Below are 19230 nucleotides of genomic sequence, written 5' to 3' on the forward strand. Positions count from 1 at the left end.
GAATCAATCAGTGGTATAGTATTCAGATATAAAATAAGCAGGAGAGCGCATTTTGCATATTGATTCAGTGATTCAATTAGATGAACAAGATTCAGCAACTTTGTACTTTCTCCATAACGTTAATACCGATTTTCATCGCCATCCTTGTTTACAATTAACGATATCACTAAACGATATTTTTTTAAGTACAGAAGATAAAAAGTATCGTGAATTTGGTTTTATTATTCGTTCAAATCTGTCACATAAATTAAATACAGCTTGCGCTATCAATTTTTTACTCGAACCCGACGCGCCTTATTTTCATTTATTGTCACATTTTACCGAAAACGATCCTATTTATCGTTTATCGCGTGAAGAAGCCTCAATACTGGCACAATATTTTATACATACTATTGAAAATAAACAGGTATTCGATATCGAGCATATTGTTAATTTATTATATCGCCCTAATACCAGTTGTCTTTGTCGGCAAGATAGTCGCATAGTTAAAGCGACCTCAATAATTTCGTTATTGCCGGTAAAACAGATATCCTCAAAAGAAATTGCTGATAAAATTTATTTATCCGAAAGTCGTTTTTTACATCTATTTCGAGAAAATCTAGGTATCAATTTCCGAGGCTACCTGTTATGGAAAAGATTGCGTGATGTTATTAACACGCTTGACGCATCGGCAACATTAACAACGTTAGCTAATGATATGGGTTTTGCCGATTCAGCTCACTTTAGCCGAACTTGTGTTGCAAGTTTCGGATTAAGACCCTCAGAGCTGAAACGAGCGTTAATTTATAATCAAAAATTGCCAAACAATAAACATGGTAAACATATTTATTGTTTGCATAAGCAAAATTTAGATATAAATTAAACGATGAAAATAACAACAGTGGGATAGTTGCAATGGAACAGCGAATAAAACAAAAAATTACCGAACTAGAACAACACTATCATATCCATATTCTGTATGCTTGTGAGTCGGGTAGTCGAGCGTGGGGATTTCCCTCGCCAAATAGTGATTATGATGTGCGTTTTATTTATATCCACCCGTTTGATAAATATTTGGCTATTGACGATCCATCATCACACTTAACTTTTCCTGTAGATGATGAATTGGACTTACAGGGTTGGGATTTGAAAAAAACCTTGCAGTTGATACGTAAGTCCAATACAACACCTTTTGAATGGCTACAATCTCCAATTATTTATCGACAAAATGAAGCCATTGCGAGCCAACTGTGGCAACTGTGTGCCCACTTTTTTAATGCCCGTGGTAATATTTATCACTATTTAGGTATTGCCAAAAGTGCATTACAAAACCGTGATGGGCAGCAGATTGGCATAAAAAAACTGTTTTATGTGCTAAGACCACTATTGTGTGCTAAATGGTGCCTAGAAAAACGGCAAATTGCACCCATGTCAATCATCCCGTTATTAACGCTGTTACCGGATAGTTTACGCCAGCAAATTAATGATATTATTACATTAAAAGCAACCATGATGGAATCAGCGTCAATTACCATTGCGCCAGAAATCTTATTGTTTATTGAACAAACAATGATTGATATCTCTGAACAAGTTCAATCTATCTGCGAACAACATTTTAATGCAGATAAATTAGATCAATTTTTTAGGCAAACATTAATGACTTTAAAATAGCGTTGAGGGAGGCTTAATGACAATTGATGATTTAAAAGCGCAAAACCTTATTTTGTTTGAAGTGATTAGTGGTAGTCGTTCGTTCGGATTAGCCACTGAAACATCAGATACAGATATCAAAGGGGTATTTTATCTACCTAAAGATAAGTTTTATGGGCTCGAGTATATTCCGCAAATTAGTAATGAAACCAATGATATTGTCTATTATGAATTAGGACGTTTTGTTGAGTTATTGCTAAAAAATAATCCGAATATTTTAGAAGTATTGGCTTCTGCACCGGACTGTATTTTATATCAGCATCCAATCATGCAGCAATTTACCCTTGATCTATTTTTATCCCAACAAACTAAACAAACCTTTGCGCACTATGCCATGTCACAAATTAAAAAAGCCAAAGGATTGAATAAAAAAATTAATAATCCCGTTGAGGTGAAACGTAAAACAGTCCTTGATTTTTGTTATATCATTCAAGGTCAGCATGCTTATCCTCTCACCAATTGGTTAAATGAAAAGCATCTTGAACAACACTTATGTGGTTTGGTGAATGTGCCACATAGTCGAGATTTATATGCACTTTTTTATGATGCATCGGGAGATTGCGGTTATCATGGCATTATTCAGCATGATGATTCGACTGAACTGTGCTTGTCGTCGGTGAAAGAAGGCACCCCAGTAAATGCTTACTTAAGTTTTAATCGTGATGGTTTTTCATCGCATTGTCGTGATTATAAGGCTTACTGGCAATGGGTTGCCGAACGAAATGAGCAGCGTTATCGTAGCAATATTGAAAATGGTAATGATTTTGATGCTAAAAATATGATGCATACCATTCGCTTATTACAAGTTGCTCACGAAATAATGACCAGAGGCACCATTACCAATAAATGCGCTAATCGTGATGAACTGCTCGCCATTAAAAATGGTCAATTAAGCTATGATGAGATTATAAATATGGCCGAATCATTACTTGTTGACATTGAAACCGCATCGCTAACATCATCACTACCTGAACAACCTGATTCAGCTAAAGTATTACAGATTCTGGTTAACATGCGAGAGTCATTGTATCAATATTAGTCGGTATGATGTGATTAAACAGCGTAATCTTTATTGATTACGCTGTTACTGGCTTTTATTAAAAGCCAATAATTAAAATTATTAATCTTCGTTCAATAGAAAATACATCGCTTCGTAAGGTTGCAATGTTAATTCCGATTCTAACGTTGTTTCATTTTGGTAATTACTCAATAATTTTTGCCAATGACGATTTTTTAATGCTTTAGGCAATTGCCATTTAACCGTATTTTCGGTCAGATTGGCTATCACAAGTAATGTTTGATTATTCCAATGTCTGATATAGCACCAACAATCAGCATTATCAGGCGTTAGATCTTGATAGTCACCGAAAATAAAGATCGGGTATGTTTTGCGTAATTTGATTAAAGTTTGATAGCAATAAAAAATGGAATTAGGATCGTCAAGTGCTGCCTTCACATTGATTTTTGGGTAATTGTTTGCCACTTCAATCCAAGGTTTACCTTGACTAAATCCGGCGTTGACGGTGTTGTCCCATTGCATTGGTGTTCGGCTATTGTCGCGTGACTTACTGGCAAGAATCGCTAACATATCAGACTCTGACACACCTTCGGCAATTTTTTCTTGGTAGATGTTAAGGCTTTCCACATCTTTATATTGCGAAATATCGGTAAAATGGGGATTGGTCATCCCGATCTCTTCACCTTGATAAAGATATGGCGTGCCTTGTAGTCCATAAAGAATCATTGCCAGCATTTTGGCCGATTCGCTGTGGTATTGGTCTTCATTACCTAAACGTGACACAATGCGAGGTTGATCGTGATTACACCAGAAAATCGCATTCCACGCCTTACCGTGCATACCCAGTTGCCAATAGCCGAGTATCTTTTTGAGTTCAAGTAAATCAGGCTTAGCCAGCGTCCATTTTTCCCCATTTGGATAATCAATCTTTAAATGATGAAAATTAAACGTCATGGTCAACTCTTTGCCATCCAATGCGGCATATTTTTGACAGTTTTCAAGCGTAGTTGATGACATTTCACCCACGGTTTTTAAGTCATTAGGTTGAAAAACATCTCGACTTAACTCTTGTAAAAATTCGTGTATTTTCGGGCCATCCGTATAATATTTTCGTCCGTCACCTTGTACGTCATCCGGAAAGTCTTGCTGTTTAGAGACCAAATTAATCACATCAAGCCTTAATGCATCAACCCCTTTATCCGCCCAAAATTGACAGACGTTTTTAATCTCTTGGCGAACGGTTGGATTTTCCCAATTGAGATCGGCTTGCTGTTTTGCAAATAGGTGTAAATAGTATTGTTTGGATTGCTCATGCCACTGCCAGGCTTTGCCGCCAAATTTAGATCGCCAATTGTTGGGTTCTGATCCGTCAGCTTTGGCATCTTTCCAAATATAAAACGATCGAAATGGGCTGGTTTTATCTAAGGCGGATTTAAACCATGGATGCTGTGTTGAAGTATGGTTAAATACCATATCCATCATAATCCGGATATCACGTTCATGCGCCTGCTTAACCAATAATTCAAAGTCGTCCATCGTGCCATAAGCCGGATCAATATCATAATAATCCGATACATCATAACCATTATCAACTTGCGGAGAGGGATAAATTGGCGTTAACCAAATCGCACTAATGCCCAGATTTTTCAGATAATCTAATCGACTAATAATGCCTAATAAATCCCCCGTTGAACCCGCGCCACTGGCTTGAAAGCTTTTGGGATAGATTTGATAGATAGTACCATTTTGCCACCACGGGATATCTATTTTATTCATTGCTTACTCTTTATTTTTTAATCTGACATGAATTAACCATTCAGTAATCGAATGGTTAACGGATATTAATTCGTGTTTAGCGAATATCTAAGGTGCCTTTTTTCAATTTTAATTTATAAACAGCTGCTGTTAAAACAATTGGCACAACTATTGCCACCAACATAGCTAAGGCATAAATTCCCCAATAAACGGGTTGAATCGATAAGATGCCTGGTAATCCGCCGACTCCAATACCATTAGATAACACACCAAATAGACCACAAACTAAGCCAGCAAACGCAGCACCGATCATGGCACATAGCATCGGGAATTTATAACGTAAATTGATCCCGTACATAGCTGGTTCAGTCACGCCCAGATAAGCTGATATGGCAGCCGGAACCGACACTTCACGTTCGTTATGTTTTTTACTGACTAAAATAATACCAACAACCGCCGAGGCTTGAGCAATATTGGATAAGGCAATAATAGGCCAAATTGGAGTACCCCCCATATTTTGGGTCATCTGCATATCAATGGCCAACGTTGTATGGTGAATACCAGTAATCACCAACGGTGAGTATAAAAAACCAAAAATGGCTGAACCAATAAAGGCATAGTCGCCAGTCATCAAATATCTAACTCCATAGGCAATACCATTACCTAACATACGCCCTAAAGGACCTAATAAAAAATGCGCTAAAAAAACAGCAAGTAGTAGTGATACAATCGGAACAATCACTAAAGTAAGATAATCAGGGATAATTTTACGTAATCGCGTTTCGATCCATCCTAGTGCTAAACCGGCAAAAATCGATGGAATCACTTGTGCTTGATAGCCGACTTTTTGGATAGTGAACCAGCCAAAATCCCACACTTCAGGTATTTTACTGCCAAGATCGTAAGCGTTCATCAATTGTGGTGAAACCAATGTTATGCCTAAAACGATACCTAACACAGGCGACCCGCCCATTTTTTTGACTGTAGACCAGCAAATTGCCACCGGTAGAAAATGGAAAATTGCTTCACAAGGTAGCCAAAGTATATTGTAAATAGGCGCTAACCAATGATAAGTTTGAATTAATGGCTTATCATCTATGGTGGGCATATCACCAATAATGTTGCGTAATCCCAATAACAAACCGCCAGCAATTAAAGCAGGCAGCAAAGGTACAAAAATTTCAGCTAAGTTCGAAATTAATCTTTCAAAAACAGACATATTTTGTTTAGATGCAGCTTTTGTTTGTTCTTTGGTTGCTTCGGTTAAATTTAACTGCTGGATTAGTACTTTGTAATAATCATCCACATTCGTGCCAATAATCACTTGAAATTGTCCAGCATTGTTAAAGCATCCTTTGACAAAAGGTAACGCTTCGATAGCTTGGATATTGGCAGTTTTAGGATCAACCAAAGCAAACCTTAATCGAGTCAAACAGTGGCTTACACTCGCAATGTTTTGTTTGCCGCCAACAAATTCAATTAATTGCATGATCGATTCTGTTGATATTTTCGAATCTTTAGCCATCGCAAGTCTCCTTTCAATTAGTACTTTCGCTGTTTTATTACATCAATAATTTGGCTATTTTATATCAATAGTTATCATAAATTGAATTCAATAAATAATAAATGGGAACGTTCCCAAATTGTGATTCAATTCACAATTTTTTAGCGTATAATTCGAATCAGATGGATTATTGATTCGTTAATTGGCAAGGAACCGTGATAGTTTTACCGGTAATTTTACCTTGTAACATATTAAGTAACTCTTGGGCAGCATAAATGCCGGCTCTATCAAAACCTAGTTCTATAACGACAGTTTGTGGAAACAAAAAAGTAAGCAGTTCACTATGACCAACGCTAGCCACAACGATATGATTGCGTTTTTTTTCACTTAAATATTTATTTAGTCCTAATGCGATAGCATCGGTAGCACAAATGATAGCCGAAGGTGAATGCTTTAAAACTGATTGAGCAAGGTTATAGCCAGAACGGTAACTTAATTTGCCTAAGTAAGCATTAGGTATGGTGTGATGTGCTAAGCAACAATCTTGATAGGCTTGATATCGCAGTGCGCCAGTTGTTTGATCTTGCTTATCTACACCAATATAAGCAATATTTTGATGTTTTTTATTTTGGTGTAGATAGTTAAATAAATTTGTTACCGCTCCAACATCATCATAACAAACACAAGTATATTCGGAAAACGATCTTGCCAATATCACACACCTATTTTTCCAGTCAGATAATAAAGATTTATCAAGCCCGGTAAACGCAAATATTACTACCGCATCTGCTTGTTTCTCTTTTAGCATTGCTAGGTGTTCTTGCACCTTATCAATGTTAAATTGGCTTTCCATAATGATAGGATCGTAACCACGCTGGTAAAAAATAGGTAACATTGAGCGCACTGCTTGATTTTCAGACATCGAATCAAGGCGAGTTACAATAATACCAATCACTTTATTACCATAACCACGCATTGCCCTGGCTGATTTTGATGGGGTAAATTGATACTGCTCAATTATCGCCATGACTTTATTACGCGTCACTTCCTTCACCATAGGATCGTGATTTATTACCCTTGAAACAGTGGACTTACTTACCCCACAAAGTTTGGCAATATCTTTAATGGTTAAGTTATTGGAAGACTCGCGCATAGTTAGTTCAGTGAATGAAAATCAGTTAAATCATAGTAATATAGTTTAAGGGAAATTGCGATATTCATATTGCATGGCTCACTTTTGCTTTGAGAAAAAATAGTATCTTTTGATACAAAAAAAGTCATAATAGCGTTTATGAAAAACTTCAATGTTTAGACAAAAAAGACTTTTATCAAAAGCCAGCAATATGTTGTTTGGTCGGTTAAATAAATTTAATTAGCTGAATATTTACATGTATGGTTTAGGATTTTATAAGGAACATATGAAAACACACTATAAGATTTTCGGTGGTATAGTACTTATGTTGGGCTTACAAGGGGTGGCATTGGCTAATCCAAAAGCAGCCACCGTTGAAGATGAATTTAAAGCTGCTTTATTCTGCCAAACCGAGGCTTTTGATGCGCGCGATGCCAAAACAGTAGCGCGACTACGTGAACACAATATTAAAGTTAAAAATTTGGAAGAAGATGGACTGATTAATCAGGAATTTCATTTTGCCACACCGTTTAACATTGATAATGTTACAGTATCTGTTGTGCGTTATCTTGGTGATAGTGGGTCTTATTTTTTTGCTATCGCTAAAGGGGATATGAATAATTTTGCTCAATCGATTGGCGCAAAACCAATTCCTAATGAGCTAAAACAAACGCTTTCTTGGGGGAATATCAATCAATATTATAAATATACTGCCCCTGTGACTACTGATAATCCTTATCCAAAGACAGTGCTTATTGGTCGCGATCAAGACGCTAAAACCGGTGAATTTTATTTTGGTTGTCTGGAAGTAGATAACTAACTGTATTTGATTGAAGAATGGTAAGTTGTTTACCACTCTTTTGGGTTTTAATTATGCGTTTTTAGTTATATCTATATGATTGATTTGTAATTATTATTGCTGATTCTTTCTTGATTTATACGCTTGTCCCCAATCTAACATCGCATCATGTACTTGTTTTAAACTTTGCCCGACTTCGGTAAGAGTATATTCAACTTTAGGGGGAACCTCAGCATAGACTTTACGATGAATAAGACCACTTTTTTCCATTGCTCTTAAATGTTGAGTTAACACTTTTTGTGATATGCCATTTAGTGATTTTTTTAATTCGCCAAAACGTTTAGTGCCGGTCAGTAAGTCTCGGATAATCAGAACTTTCCATTTATCACCCATTAGCATTAATGTAGTTTCAACAGGGCAAGGTGGTAAATTGTCAATGGTTAACATATCAATAATTCCTTTAAATTCAACAATGGTTCCAAATTGGATACTATATTACTACTTAGTACCTACTTTACAATAGAAACTTTGAATATTAATCTAAATATCGTGTTTGGGTCGTAGATGCTCAGTAAATTAGGCATTAACCAAAATTTAAAATATTTTATTTAGATAAGACAAAAGGAGTGGATAATGAAAATTGCAGTTATTGGTGCTAATGGTAAATCAGGTAGTTTGATTGTTAAAGAAGCGCTATCGCGTGGACATGATGTTACCGCCATTGTACGTAAAGCTGATGCGAAAGTTGATCCTAAAGCAAACGTGCTAGTTAAAGATCTTTTTCAACTTACATACGACGATTTGAAATCTTTTGATGTCATTATTGATGCGTTCGCGGCGTGGACGCCCGACACCCTTCCACAACATCAAACTAGCTTAAAACATTTAACTGATATTTTAAGTGGTAAACCTAATCGCTTGTTAGTTGTTGGTGGAGCGGGAAGCTTGTACGTTAACCCAGAACAAACAGTTCGTTTAGTTGATACACCTCAATTCCCTGACGAGTTTAAACCGCTAGCCAATAATATGGCTAAAGGCCTTGATCAATTGAAAAAATGCGATGACGTACAATGGACCTATTTAAGTCCAGCTATTGAGTTTATCGCTGATGGACCAAGAACCGGTCATTACACTTCTGGCGGTGAGCAAGTTTTATTCAATAGTAACGGTAAAAGCCACGTTAGCTATGCCGATTATGCAATTGCTATGATCGACGAAGCTGAACATGCTAAACATATTAAACAACGTTTTACTATTGTTACTGAGTAATCTTTAGACATTACCTTACATTAAGTCGTTGTGATTAATGTAAGGTAGTTAAAACCGATCACCTTTCCCCCAATAAACCACTCTATTTATCAACTATTAATAACCATTTTTATCGTATTTGGTTGAGTAGCTGTTTATTAATCATTTACAGATAAATTTAGGAAAATAGGATAAATGAAAACTCGAATTCGTTTAGTACTTTATATGATTTATATGATAAATGTTGTGTCATACATTAACAACTTTAGCTAATGATATGAGGTTTGCCGATTCAGCTCACTTTTGCCGAACTAGTGTTGCAAGTTTTTGATTAAGGCCATCAGCGCTTAAACGAGTGTTAATTTATAATCTAAAATTGCCAAACAATAAACACGGTAAGCATATTTATTGTTTGCATAGGCAAAATTCAGCTATAAATTAAACTTTAGGTAAAAATAGGCAAACTAATCATGCTGCTTAATCTGGTCAGATTCTATTAATGTTATTTTTATTCATATAGTTATCATACACATTATATTTTATTATTATTATCGAGATAATTCCCTCATTTCATCTATGGTAAAAAATAGAGTATTGAGCTAAATTAAATGTGTTTTTATAAAAATGGATGAAATTATGGAAAATAAAACAACAAATAAAGTAACATTTTGGGAATTTTTTCAGAGTTTAGGTAAGACATTTATGCTACCTGTAGCTTTGCTCTCATTTTGTGGGATTATGCTTGGAATTGGGAGTTCATTAGCTAGCCAGGATGTGCGGGATTTACTTCCTTTCTTAGATAATGCCTTTTGTATTACCATTTTCACATGGATGAGTAAAGTTGGTTCTTTTGCATTTAGCTTTCTTCCGGTAATGTTTGCAATCGCTATTCCTTTAGGTTTAGCTAGAGAAGATAAAGGCGTTGCTGCTTTTTCTGGTTTTGTTGGTTATATTGTACTTAACCTAAGTATTAACTTTTATTTGACTATTTCTGGTATTTTACCGACTACAGACCCAGCGGTCTTAAGAGCTAATGATATTCAATCGATATTTGGTATTCAATCAATTAATACTGGTATTTTAGGTGCTATTTTTGTTGGTATTTTGGTTTACATATTACATGAACGCTTCCGAGCAATTCGTTTGCCAAATGCATTAGCTTTTTTTGGTGGTAATCGTTTTGTGCCAATTATTACAACTGTTACTTTCGGTATTTTGGGATTATTAGTACCTTTAATTTGGCCATTTTTTGCCAAAGGTATTAGTGGATTAGGTTATATTGTCAATAGTACTGGTGATTTTGGTCCATTTATTTTTGGTACTGGCGAACGACTGTTATTACCTTTTGGATTACACCATATTTTAGTTGCTTTGGTGCGTTTTACTGATGCTGGTGGCACAATGGAAGTTTGTAATGAAACAGTTAGTGGGGCATTAACCATATTCCAAGCACAATTATCTTGTCCTACAACGACTGAATTCTCAGAAAGCGCAACGAGATTTTTATCTCAAGGTAAAATGCCATCATTTTTAGGGGGATTACCTGGAGCGGCATTGGCTATGTATGTCTGCGCTAAGCCAGAAAATAGACATAAAATAAAAGGATTGCTAATTTCAGGTATTGTAGCTTGTACTATTGGTGGAATAACTGAACCATTAGAATTTTTGTTCTTATTTGTATCCCCAGTTTTATATGTTATCCATGCTGTTTTAACTGGACTTGGTTTTATGGTAATGTCACTGCTCGGTGTAACAATTGGTAATACTGACGGTAATATTATCGATCTTGTGGTCTTTGGTATTTTACATGGTACTGCCACTAAATGGTATTTAGTACCCGTTGTTGCTGCTTTTTGGTTTGTTATTTACTTCTTTATTTTTAGATTTTTCATACTGAAATTCAATATAAAAACTCCAGGCAGAGAAAGTGATAACGAATTTGATACCGATAGTACTCCTCAAGCTAAGAATAATTTAGCGACTAATTCTGGTTATAACACTATTGAAATTCTTGAAGCATTAGGTGGTGTGGACAATATCATCTCTTTGGACAATTGCATTACTAGATTAAGATTGTCTGTAAAAGATATTAATCTTGTCGATGATGCTAAATTAAAAGCTAACAAAGCTATTGGCGTGGTTAGACTTAATGATCATAATTTACAAGTTGTGATAGGCCCCCAAGTTCAAGTTGTAAAAGATGATTTACAAAAATATTTGAATAATTAATTATATACCCTAAAGGAAGAGTACTTATACTCTCCCTTTTGTTTGCAAGGAATATGGACATGACGTTATCAAACGACATTTTTGTTTTTGACCAACCTGTTAATCGATTAGGGACATGGTGTACACAGTGGGATTATGTTCAAGATCGTTTTGGCGTTGCTAATTTAACACCTTTTACCATTTCAGATATGGATTTTAAAATAGCACCTTGTATCAAAAAAGCACTGGAAAAAAGAATTGAACATGGGGTTTTAGGTTATAGTCGTTGGAAGAATGAAGAATATCTAGGTGCTATTAAATATTGGTTTTCATCTCAATTTGATACCTCAATTGATCCTGAAATGATTGTCTATGGCCCATCAGTTATTTATATAATATCAAAATTAATTTCTTTATGGAGTGACGAAGGGGATAGTGTCGTATTGCATACTCCGGCATATGATGCTTTTTATAAAACCATTTTAGGTAATAAAAGAAAAGTACAATCATGTCCTTTAATTAAACAAAATAATAATTGGGAATGTGACCTCAATTATCTTGAAACAATCTTATCTAAAAAAGATGTCAAAATACTATTGTTATGCAATCCTCATAACCCTACCGGTAAGGTCTGGAATCACGAAGAGTTAAAGGTTATATCGAGTTTATGTGATAAATATAATGTGAAAGTCATTAGTGATGAAATTCATATGGATATGGTATGGGTTGGCAAGCATATTCCATGGAGCCAATATGGTAAAAATAACTGGGCTATAGTTTCTTCTGCTTCTAAAAGCTTCAACATTCCTGCTTTAACCGGTGCTTACGGTATCATCCAAAGTGAAGAGACTAGAAATGATTATCTACAACAGCTTAAATCTTGTGATGGACTCTCATCACCCGCGGTTTTGTCATTAGTTGCAACAATTGCTGCCTATCAGGAGGGTTTACCTTGGCTTTCTCAGTTAAAAACTTATTTACAAGCTAATTTAAATTTTGTTGCAGATGAACTAAATAAAGCGTTTCCCCAATTAAATTGCACACCTCCAGATTCAACTTATTTAGCTTGGATTGATTTAAGATCTTTTCATTTAAATGATGAGAAATTACAACATCAACTCATCTTTAAAGAAAAAGTTGCCATTATGCCTGGATCCACCTATGGAGATGCTGGACTAGGATTTTTAAGATTAAATGTAGGTTGTGCCCGCAGTAAAGTAGAAATTGGAGTTAATGCCATAATAAAATCCATTAAAGATTTAACAGATTGATTTTTTGAAAGATAAAATCTATATAAAAATATAGTATATTAAAACTTTATAAAAAGTATTTTCGATAGATTAAAACGTCGTTCTTATTTATGTCAGTAACACTTTACATAAATAACAAATAGAACCTGGTTTTAGGCTGATATTGATAATTAAAGTACATCACCATTTAAATTATTTGATATGACGTTGCTGATACGTTTTGGTATTGCTTAACCTAATGCACCATAATGTTTAAAAACAGTCTGCAATAATTATAAAGTGGATCATTTTGGTGCGTAAAGATCAAATAAGTAGCAATGATACGTGGTTTTTTCCTTGGTATGTTTTTTGCACAAAAATGTAGTAATGAACAGTAATAATGAATAAGATGAACAATAAGCGTTATTACAAGTATATTTTTTACTAATCATTTTTGGAAAATTATTATGCAGTATGATCGAATTATAAAAAATGGTATTGTCATTTTAGAATCAGGTGAAGTCCGTACTGATGTTGCCATTAAAAATGGCAAAATTGCAGCCATTGCTCCAGATCTAAATGGTGCACATGAAGTTATTGATGCTCAAGGTTTAATTGTTAGCCCTGGTATGGTTGATGTACATGTACATATAAGCGAACCTGGCGGTATTCGTTGTGAGTGGGAAGGTTATGTCACTGGTACCAAAGCTTGCGCTAAAGGTGGCGTGACAACCTTTGTTGAAATGCCACTTAATCAACTGCCAGCAACCACTTGTGGTGATACACTTCGACAAAAATACGCTGCCGGTGAGGGCAAACTCTATGTTGATGTTGCTTCATTTGGCGGTTTAGTTCCTTATAACCTCACTAATGGTGGCATTGAAGCACAAGTTAAAGAAGGTGTTACCGCATTTAAATGTTTTATGGCAACGTGTGGCGATCCTACTTTAGAGGGCGATTTTGCAAACGTTAATGACTATGCACTTTGGGAGGGCATGCGTCAAATTGCTAAAACCGGTAAGTTACTGGCTATTCATGCTGAGAATGCCGCCATTACCGACATGTTAGGTAAACAAGCCAAAGATCGAGGTGAAACGCGCGTTTCACAGTATGTGGCAACCCGTCCTATTTTTACAGAAGTAGAAGCAATTCGCCGGGCAATCTTTTTTGCTAAACAAACGGGGTGCCGTATTCATATTTGTCATGTGGCGTGCCCAGAAGGCGTTGAAGAGGTGATAAAAGCGCGTCAAGAAGGGGTTGATGTCACTTGCGAAACCTGTATTCATTATCTCTATTTTACCACCGATGAACTTGATGCTATCGGACCTTTAGCAAAATGTTCACCCCCTATTCGTGATAAACAAGCCCAAGATGGATTATGGAAATATCTATTTTCTGGTCACATTATTACCGCCGTATCTGACCATTCTCCTTGTACTTATGAAATGAAAAATAAAACTAATGCATTTGATGCATGGGGTGGAATTTCGGGTGTACAAAATAATGTCGATATTTTCTTTGATGAAGCGGTGCAAAAACGCGGTATGTCATTAAAACAGTTTGCCGATATCATCGCTAAAAATCCTGCTGAGCGTTATAACTTACCAACTAAAGGTTCAATTCAGATTGGCAAAGATGCGGATATTATCTTTATCAAACCCCAATCAAGTTATGTGGTAAGGGCAGAAGATCTTCAATATCGTAACAAATTTAGTCCTTATGTTGGACGACAAATTAACGCACAAGTGGTACGTACGTTATTACGTGGCGAAACAGTTTACAATTTGACTACGGGTATTGAATCGACACCAAAAGGATCATTTATTCGTCGTTAGTTTAAATATAGCGGCGTTAAAAAGTTAAGTACGAAAGGAATAGGTAATGAATAATAATCGCCCTCAATTATCTAATAACCAATTAAATATTGATAAATCACTATTACCCAAAACACCACAACAGCGTACGGTTAATCCTTTGGCATATGCTTTTATGTGGATTGGTGATGGTGTGAATCTTGGCAATATGACCTTAGGTGCCAGTTTAGTGGTTGCCGGTTTTGCCACTATGAATATTGTGCAAACCTTTATGGCGGCTTTGATTGCTATTTTAATTATTACCAGTATTTTTGTACTTAATGATCGCTTAGGTTACCGTACTGGCATTCCTTATGTTGTCCAACTTAGAATGTCATTTGGTATAAAAGGTTCGATAATCTCTTCACTGCTTCGTGGTATTCCAGGTATTGTCTGGTATGGCTTTCAAAGTTGGATAGGTGGCACGGCACTTAATGAAATTATCAAAATTCTATCCAATGAGAGTTTTGATAATGTCTTTATCTGTTTTGTGGTTTTACAATTTATACAAATTGGGTTATCACTGTATGGCTTTCATGCGATTAAATGGGTTGAGATATTAATATCATTAGTTATTCTATCCGCACTTGTCTATGCTTTTATTTTATTACTTCGCAATCATCAAACTGTCATTATTGAAAAATGGATTAATACTCAAGGAACTTGGGGATTACCATTTTTTGGTTTTATTATGATGTTTTTAGGTAATTATGCTGCAATATTTTTGAGTGCAGCGGATTATTCACGCGAACTCAAATCAGGTATTAGTAACGGTAAACGCGGACTGTTATATTTTGTACCTATCACCATTGCCTATGGATTTGTTATCACAATTGGTGCTATGTTAGCATCGGTGACAGGCAACAGTAACCCAGTTAAAGCTTTTGCAATTGTTGTTGATAATTCTTATATTACTGTTGCGGTATCGTCATTTATTGTACTTGGGGCGATTGCAGTTAACATGGTGGCAAATATTATTCCACCGGCATATGTGATTAGTTTATTAACTAAAGTCAAATATAAATCAGCGGTAACGATCACGGGGTTACTCGCCATTGCTTCTTTTCCTTGGATCTTAGTGCAAGACTCATCAGCCAAGGGCTTAGGTCTGTTTATTTTGATCTATTCTGCGTTCTTAGGGCCAATTGTGGCAATTTTACTTGTAGAGTATTATCTATTAAGGCGCCAACAAGTCGATATTAATGAACTCTATAATAAAAATGGTCAATTTGCAGGCTTTAATAAAGCTGCTATTTTAGCAATGTTTATTGGCTCGGCTGCCGCGTTTTGTGAAGTGAGTTTATCGTGGCTAATTGGCTTTTTTGTTGGTGGATTGAGTTATATTCTATTAACAAAATATGCCTTTAAACAATCCCCATTTAGAAAAGGTACTATTTTTGAAAAAAGTAATAAGTGATATTGAATGATGATCATTACTGATAATGATCATCTTTGTTAACTCAGTTATGCTTTAGCGACTTTCGCTAGTCAACCAATTTTAATGCTTATTTATGTTATGTTCTATTAGGTATTGCCAATTTGGCATGTCACCTTAATTTCACGATTATCAGTAATTTCAAGATTAGATAATACCGCCAATTGTGGAAAATTAGGTCGCAAAAACTGTGATAGCATCAGCCTTAGTGAGTGGTTAACTAATAATACTGGTGGCGCGCCGATTGCTTCTTGTTGATGAAGTGCTTGTTTAAGTTGTTCAATGATTTGCTCGGCAAGCCCCGGTTCAACATGACTGGTATTTTGCATGGCTTGCAGTAATAAACGTTCTAAATTGATATCTAAGCCAATCACCTCGATTGGATTGTTACCTGCAAACCATTGTTGAGTGATGACTCTACCTAAAGCAATCCTGACTATACTCAATAATTGATAAACATCATTTTGATTTGGTGCGTTTTCACAAATAGTTTCAATAATAGTGCGCATATCACGAATAGACACTTTTTCCGCTATTAAATTTTGTAGTATTTTATGAAAGGTTGTTAACGTTACAACCTCTGGAATAAAATCTTCAACTAACTTAGGTACCTCTTGTTTCAGGCGGTCAAGCAGTTCTTGGGTTTCTAATCTGCCTAATAATTCGCTGGCAAATTGTTGTAGTAAGTGGTTAAAATGTGTGGCAATCATGGTGCTGGTATCGACAACGGTATAACCTAATATTTGTGCATTTTCTTTATTGCTTTCATCTATCCAGATTGCCGGTAATCCAAAAGCCGGCTCGGTTGTTGCAATACCCTCAATGGTTTCTACCACTTTACCTGGATTGATTGCCAACCATTTATTATTCATAATTTCACCTTGCCCAATTTCACCACCTTTTATAAATAATTTGTATTGGTAAGGGGCTAAGGACAAATTGTCACGAATATGTACTTGTGGTGGTAAAAATCCAAAAGTTTGTGCAAATTTTTTACGTAAACTGCGTATTCGACCAAGTAATTCGCCATTTTGTGATTGATCAACCATTGGAATTAACCCATATCCGACTTCCATCGCTAAAGTATCTTCAATATTGACATCCGACCAAGATGCTTCAATATTACTTGGTGTAGTGGCATCGACATTGACTTGTTTGGTTTGTTGTTTAACCTCATTTTTTTTATATTTAGCTAACCACCAAGCAATAGCCAATAATAGACCGGTAAACAATAAAAACACTAAATTTGGCATACCAGGAATCAAACCAAGTAGCCCTATCACAGCCGCTGTTAAAATTAATACTTGTGGATTTTTAAATAACTGGTTGAGCATCTGCTCACTAATATTTTCTTGCGAGCTGACTCTAGTTACAATCACGCCTGCGGCGGTTGAAATAATCAGTGAGGGAATTTGAGCGACTAAACCATCACCAATGGTTAGTAAGACATAAGTTTTACTGGCATCAGCAAGTGTCATATCATGTTGCATAATACCAACCATTAAACCACCAATAATGGTAATGGCCATGATTAATAAGCCGGCAATGGCATCGCCACGGACAAATTTACTGGCACCATCCATCGAACCATAAAAATCAGCTTCTTGCGTGACTTCGGCTCGGCGCGCTTTGGCTTCGTCTTCACCAATTAATCCAGCATTAAGATCAGCATCAATCGCCATTTGTTTACCTGGCATACCATCAAGCGCAAAGCGCGCACCCACTTCGGCTATACGCCCAGCCCCTTTGGTGATAACCATAAAGTTAATAATCACCAAAATAATAAACACCACAATGCCTATTGCAAAATTACCACCAACCAAGAAATGGCCAAAAGCTTCAATAACTCGCCCTGCGGCAGCACTACCTGTATGACCTTTTAATAACACGACGCGCGTTGACGCAACATTCAACGATAATCGCAATAAGGTGGCAAAAAGTAAAACAGTTGGAAAGGCAGCAAAATCAAGTACTCGCTTAGTAAATAATGCAACAATTAAAATAATAATCGACAAAGCAATGTTAAAGGTAAAAAACAGATCTAATACAAATGCCGGTAAGGGCAATACCATCATCGATAGTATTAATAAAATCAGTAATGGACCGGCTAATATTTGATAATGACCAGTTTTTAATGCGTTTATTGATAATATATTGAGTAATTTAGATTTAATCATAAAAATAGTGGTTGCCTTTATTTATTTTCAGATAAAAAATCGGGTATGGGTAAGTTATTGGGTTTTGCTGGTTTGTTGCCACCATGTTTACGCCAATGTTTTAATTGATACACCCAAGCTAAAATTTGCGCGACAGCGGTATAAAGTTCAGTCGGAATGGTTTGACCAATTTCACCGTGACGATATAACGCGCGAGCAAGTGGTGGTGCTTCTAATTGTGGAATATCATGTTCACTGGCGATTTCTTTAATCCGTAAAGCCGTGTTATCGGTGCCTTTGGCAAGTAATTTAGGGGCCGCCATAGTTTTTTCATCATAGTGTAAAGCCACCGCATAATGGGTTGGATTGGTGATAATCACATTTGCCTTACTTACATCGTTCATCATTCGGCGCCTTGCCATCGCTTGTTGCACTTGACGAATGCGCCCTTTGATTTGCGGATTGCCCTCTTGCTCTTTAAACTCATCTTTAATCTCTTGTTTCGACATGCGCAATTTTTTTAAATTGCTCCATATTTGATAAAAAATATCAAACCCCACCATTGGAATTAAAGATATGACGGCAAATAACCCACAAATCATAATTAATTGTGCGGCTTTTGCTAACGCATTGCTTAAATACATGTTGGGCAATGAGAGTATGGTAGAAAATTGGTGTAATAAAAAAAGTGCGCATGCAGCAGAAATTAACACGACTTTAAGGATAGATTTGAGTAGTTCAGAAAAAATTTTCGTACTAAATAATCGACCGAATCCGGCAATTGGATTGAGTTTTTTAAAATTAGGTTTAATTGATTGCAAACTAAATAGTAAGCCGCCAACACAAAGCGGCGCTAGGATAGCTACAATCACTAAACCTAAAAAAATTGGCAAAATAGACCAAAAACCAGCTGTGAATAAATTAACCAAATTAAAAATGACTAGCTTATCATCCAAAACATGATTAGACACTTTCATTGCTGTTTTGATAATAACGATCAAATTGCCAACTAAATTGGCACCGATCATCGAAAATAGTGTAATACCTACCAGTAATATGATTAACGAAGTTAGTTCACGCGATCGTGGAATCTGCCCTTTTTCTTTAGCTTTTTTGATTTTACTATCTGTGGGTTGTTCGCTTTTATCTAAATCACTGTCGTCAGCCATATTGAGCTTAAATAAAATTTAGGGGATAAGAATAG

The 19230-nt window shown here is 35.9% G+C and carries 15 protein-coding genes; 9 read left to right on the plus strand and 6 right to left on the minus strand.

Annotated features, from left to right (window positions below; translation table 11 throughout):
• The first annotated feature begins 52 nt into the window (after positions 1–52).
• From J3U59_RS09510 to J3U59_RS09520, 3 genes are read left to right on the plus strand one after another with little or no spacing between them, the layout of a single operon-like run.
• Positions 53–862 carry an AraC family transcriptional regulator gene (locus J3U59_RS09510; protein WP_267334057.1) on the plus strand — a complete coding sequence of 270 codons (810 nt, stop codon included), beginning with the start codon at positions 53–55 and terminating at the stop codon, positions 860–862.
• Positions 863–894: 32 nt separating this feature from the next.
• Entirely contained in the window at positions 895–1650 is a 756-nt protein-coding gene (locus J3U59_RS09515) for a nucleotidyltransferase domain-containing protein (RefSeq protein ID WP_267334058.1), read from the plus strand.
• 16 nt (positions 1651–1666) lie between these two features.
• Positions 1667–2728, plus strand: a complete 1062-nt coding sequence (locus J3U59_RS09520) for a DNA polymerase beta superfamily protein (protein ID WP_065632951.1) — start codon at positions 1667–1669, stop codon at positions 2726–2728.
• Positions 2729–2809: 81 nt separating this feature from the next.
• On the opposite strand, the gene treC is transcribed toward J3U59_RS09520, so the two are convergent.
• The 3 genes from treC to treR form a co-directional block, all read right to left on the minus strand.
• The gene (gene treC, locus J3U59_RS09525) at positions 2810–4483 is read right to left on the minus strand and encodes an alpha,alpha-phosphotrehalase (protein WP_267334059.1); all 1674 of its coding nucleotides are present in this window, start codon (positions 4481–4483) and stop codon (positions 2810–2812) included.
• Between the two features lie 76 nt (positions 4484–4559).
• On the minus strand, positions 4560–5987 hold the full coding sequence (gene treB / locus J3U59_RS09530; RefSeq protein WP_267334060.1) for a PTS trehalose transporter subunit IIBC: 1428 nt from the start codon (positions 5985–5987) through the stop codon (positions 4560–4562).
• Between the two features lie 166 nt (positions 5988–6153).
• Positions 6154–7119: a trehalose operon repressor TreR gene (gene treR, locus J3U59_RS09535; RefSeq protein ID WP_267334061.1), complete on the minus strand. Its 966-nt coding sequence runs from the start codon at positions 7117–7119 to the stop codon at positions 6154–6156.
• A 265-nt stretch (positions 7120–7384) separates the two neighbouring features.
• On the opposite strand from treR, the gene J3U59_RS09540 reads away from it, so the two are divergent.
• Complete coding sequence (locus tag J3U59_RS09540) at positions 7385–7918, plus strand: hypothetical protein (RefSeq protein WP_267334062.1); 534 nt, start codon at positions 7385–7387, stop codon at positions 7916–7918.
• A gap of 93 nt (positions 7919–8011) precedes the next feature.
• On the opposite strand, the gene J3U59_RS09545 is transcribed toward J3U59_RS09540, so the two are convergent.
• Complete coding sequence (locus J3U59_RS09545; protein ID WP_267334063.1) at positions 8012–8344, minus strand: winged helix-turn-helix transcriptional regulator; 333 nt, start codon at positions 8342–8344, stop codon at positions 8012–8014.
• 186 nt (positions 8345–8530) lie between these two features.
• Between J3U59_RS09545 and J3U59_RS09550 the strand changes: the two genes are divergently transcribed.
• From J3U59_RS09550 to J3U59_RS09570, 5 genes are all read left to right on the plus strand, one after another.
• Positions 8531–9166: an NAD(P)-dependent oxidoreductase gene (locus J3U59_RS09550; RefSeq protein WP_267334064.1), complete on the plus strand. Its 636-nt coding sequence runs from the start codon at positions 8531–8533 to the stop codon at positions 9164–9166.
• 615 nt (positions 9167–9781) lie between these two features.
• Positions 9782–11374 (plus strand): maltose/glucose-specific PTS transporter subunit IIBC, encoded by a 1593-nt coding sequence (gene malX / locus J3U59_RS09555; RefSeq protein WP_267334065.1) that lies wholly within the window; start codon positions 9782–9784, stop codon positions 11372–11374.
• 77 nt (positions 11375–11451) lie between these two features.
• Positions 11452–12624 carry a MalY/PatB family protein gene (locus tag J3U59_RS09560; RefSeq protein ID WP_267334103.1) on the plus strand — a complete coding sequence of 391 codons (1173 nt, stop codon included), beginning with the start codon at positions 11452–11454 and terminating at the stop codon, positions 12622–12624.
• A 425-nt stretch (positions 12625–13049) separates the two neighbouring features.
• The gene (gene allB, locus J3U59_RS09565; RefSeq protein WP_267334066.1) at positions 13050–14417 is read left to right on the plus strand and encodes an allantoinase AllB; all 1368 of its coding nucleotides are present in this window, start codon (positions 13050–13052) and stop codon (positions 14415–14417) included.
• A 46-nt stretch (positions 14418–14463) separates the two neighbouring features.
• Complete coding sequence (locus tag J3U59_RS09570) at positions 14464–15852, plus strand: NCS1 family transporter (RefSeq protein ID WP_267334067.1); 1389 nt, start codon at positions 14464–14466, stop codon at positions 15850–15852.
• Positions 15853–15959: 107 nt separating this feature from the next.
• On the opposite strand, the gene flhA is transcribed toward J3U59_RS09570, so the two are convergent.
• Both flhA and flhB read right to left on the minus strand, forming a co-directional pair.
• Positions 15960–18047 (minus strand): flagellar biosynthesis protein FlhA, encoded by a 2088-nt coding sequence (gene flhA, locus J3U59_RS09575; RefSeq protein WP_267334068.1) that lies wholly within the window; start codon positions 18045–18047, stop codon positions 15960–15962.
• A gap of 17 nt (positions 18048–18064) precedes the next feature.
• Positions 18065–19195 carry a flagellar biosynthesis protein FlhB gene (flhB, locus tag J3U59_RS09580; RefSeq protein WP_267334069.1) on the minus strand — a complete coding sequence of 377 codons (1131 nt, stop codon included), beginning with the start codon at positions 19193–19195 and terminating at the stop codon, positions 18065–18067.
• Positions 19196–19230 lie beyond the last annotated feature (35 nt).

Origin of the sequence: Gilliamella sp. B3783, from assembly GCF_026536125.1 — a bacterium.
GTDB lineage: Bacteria > Pseudomonadota > Gammaproteobacteria > Enterobacterales > Orbaceae > Gilliamella.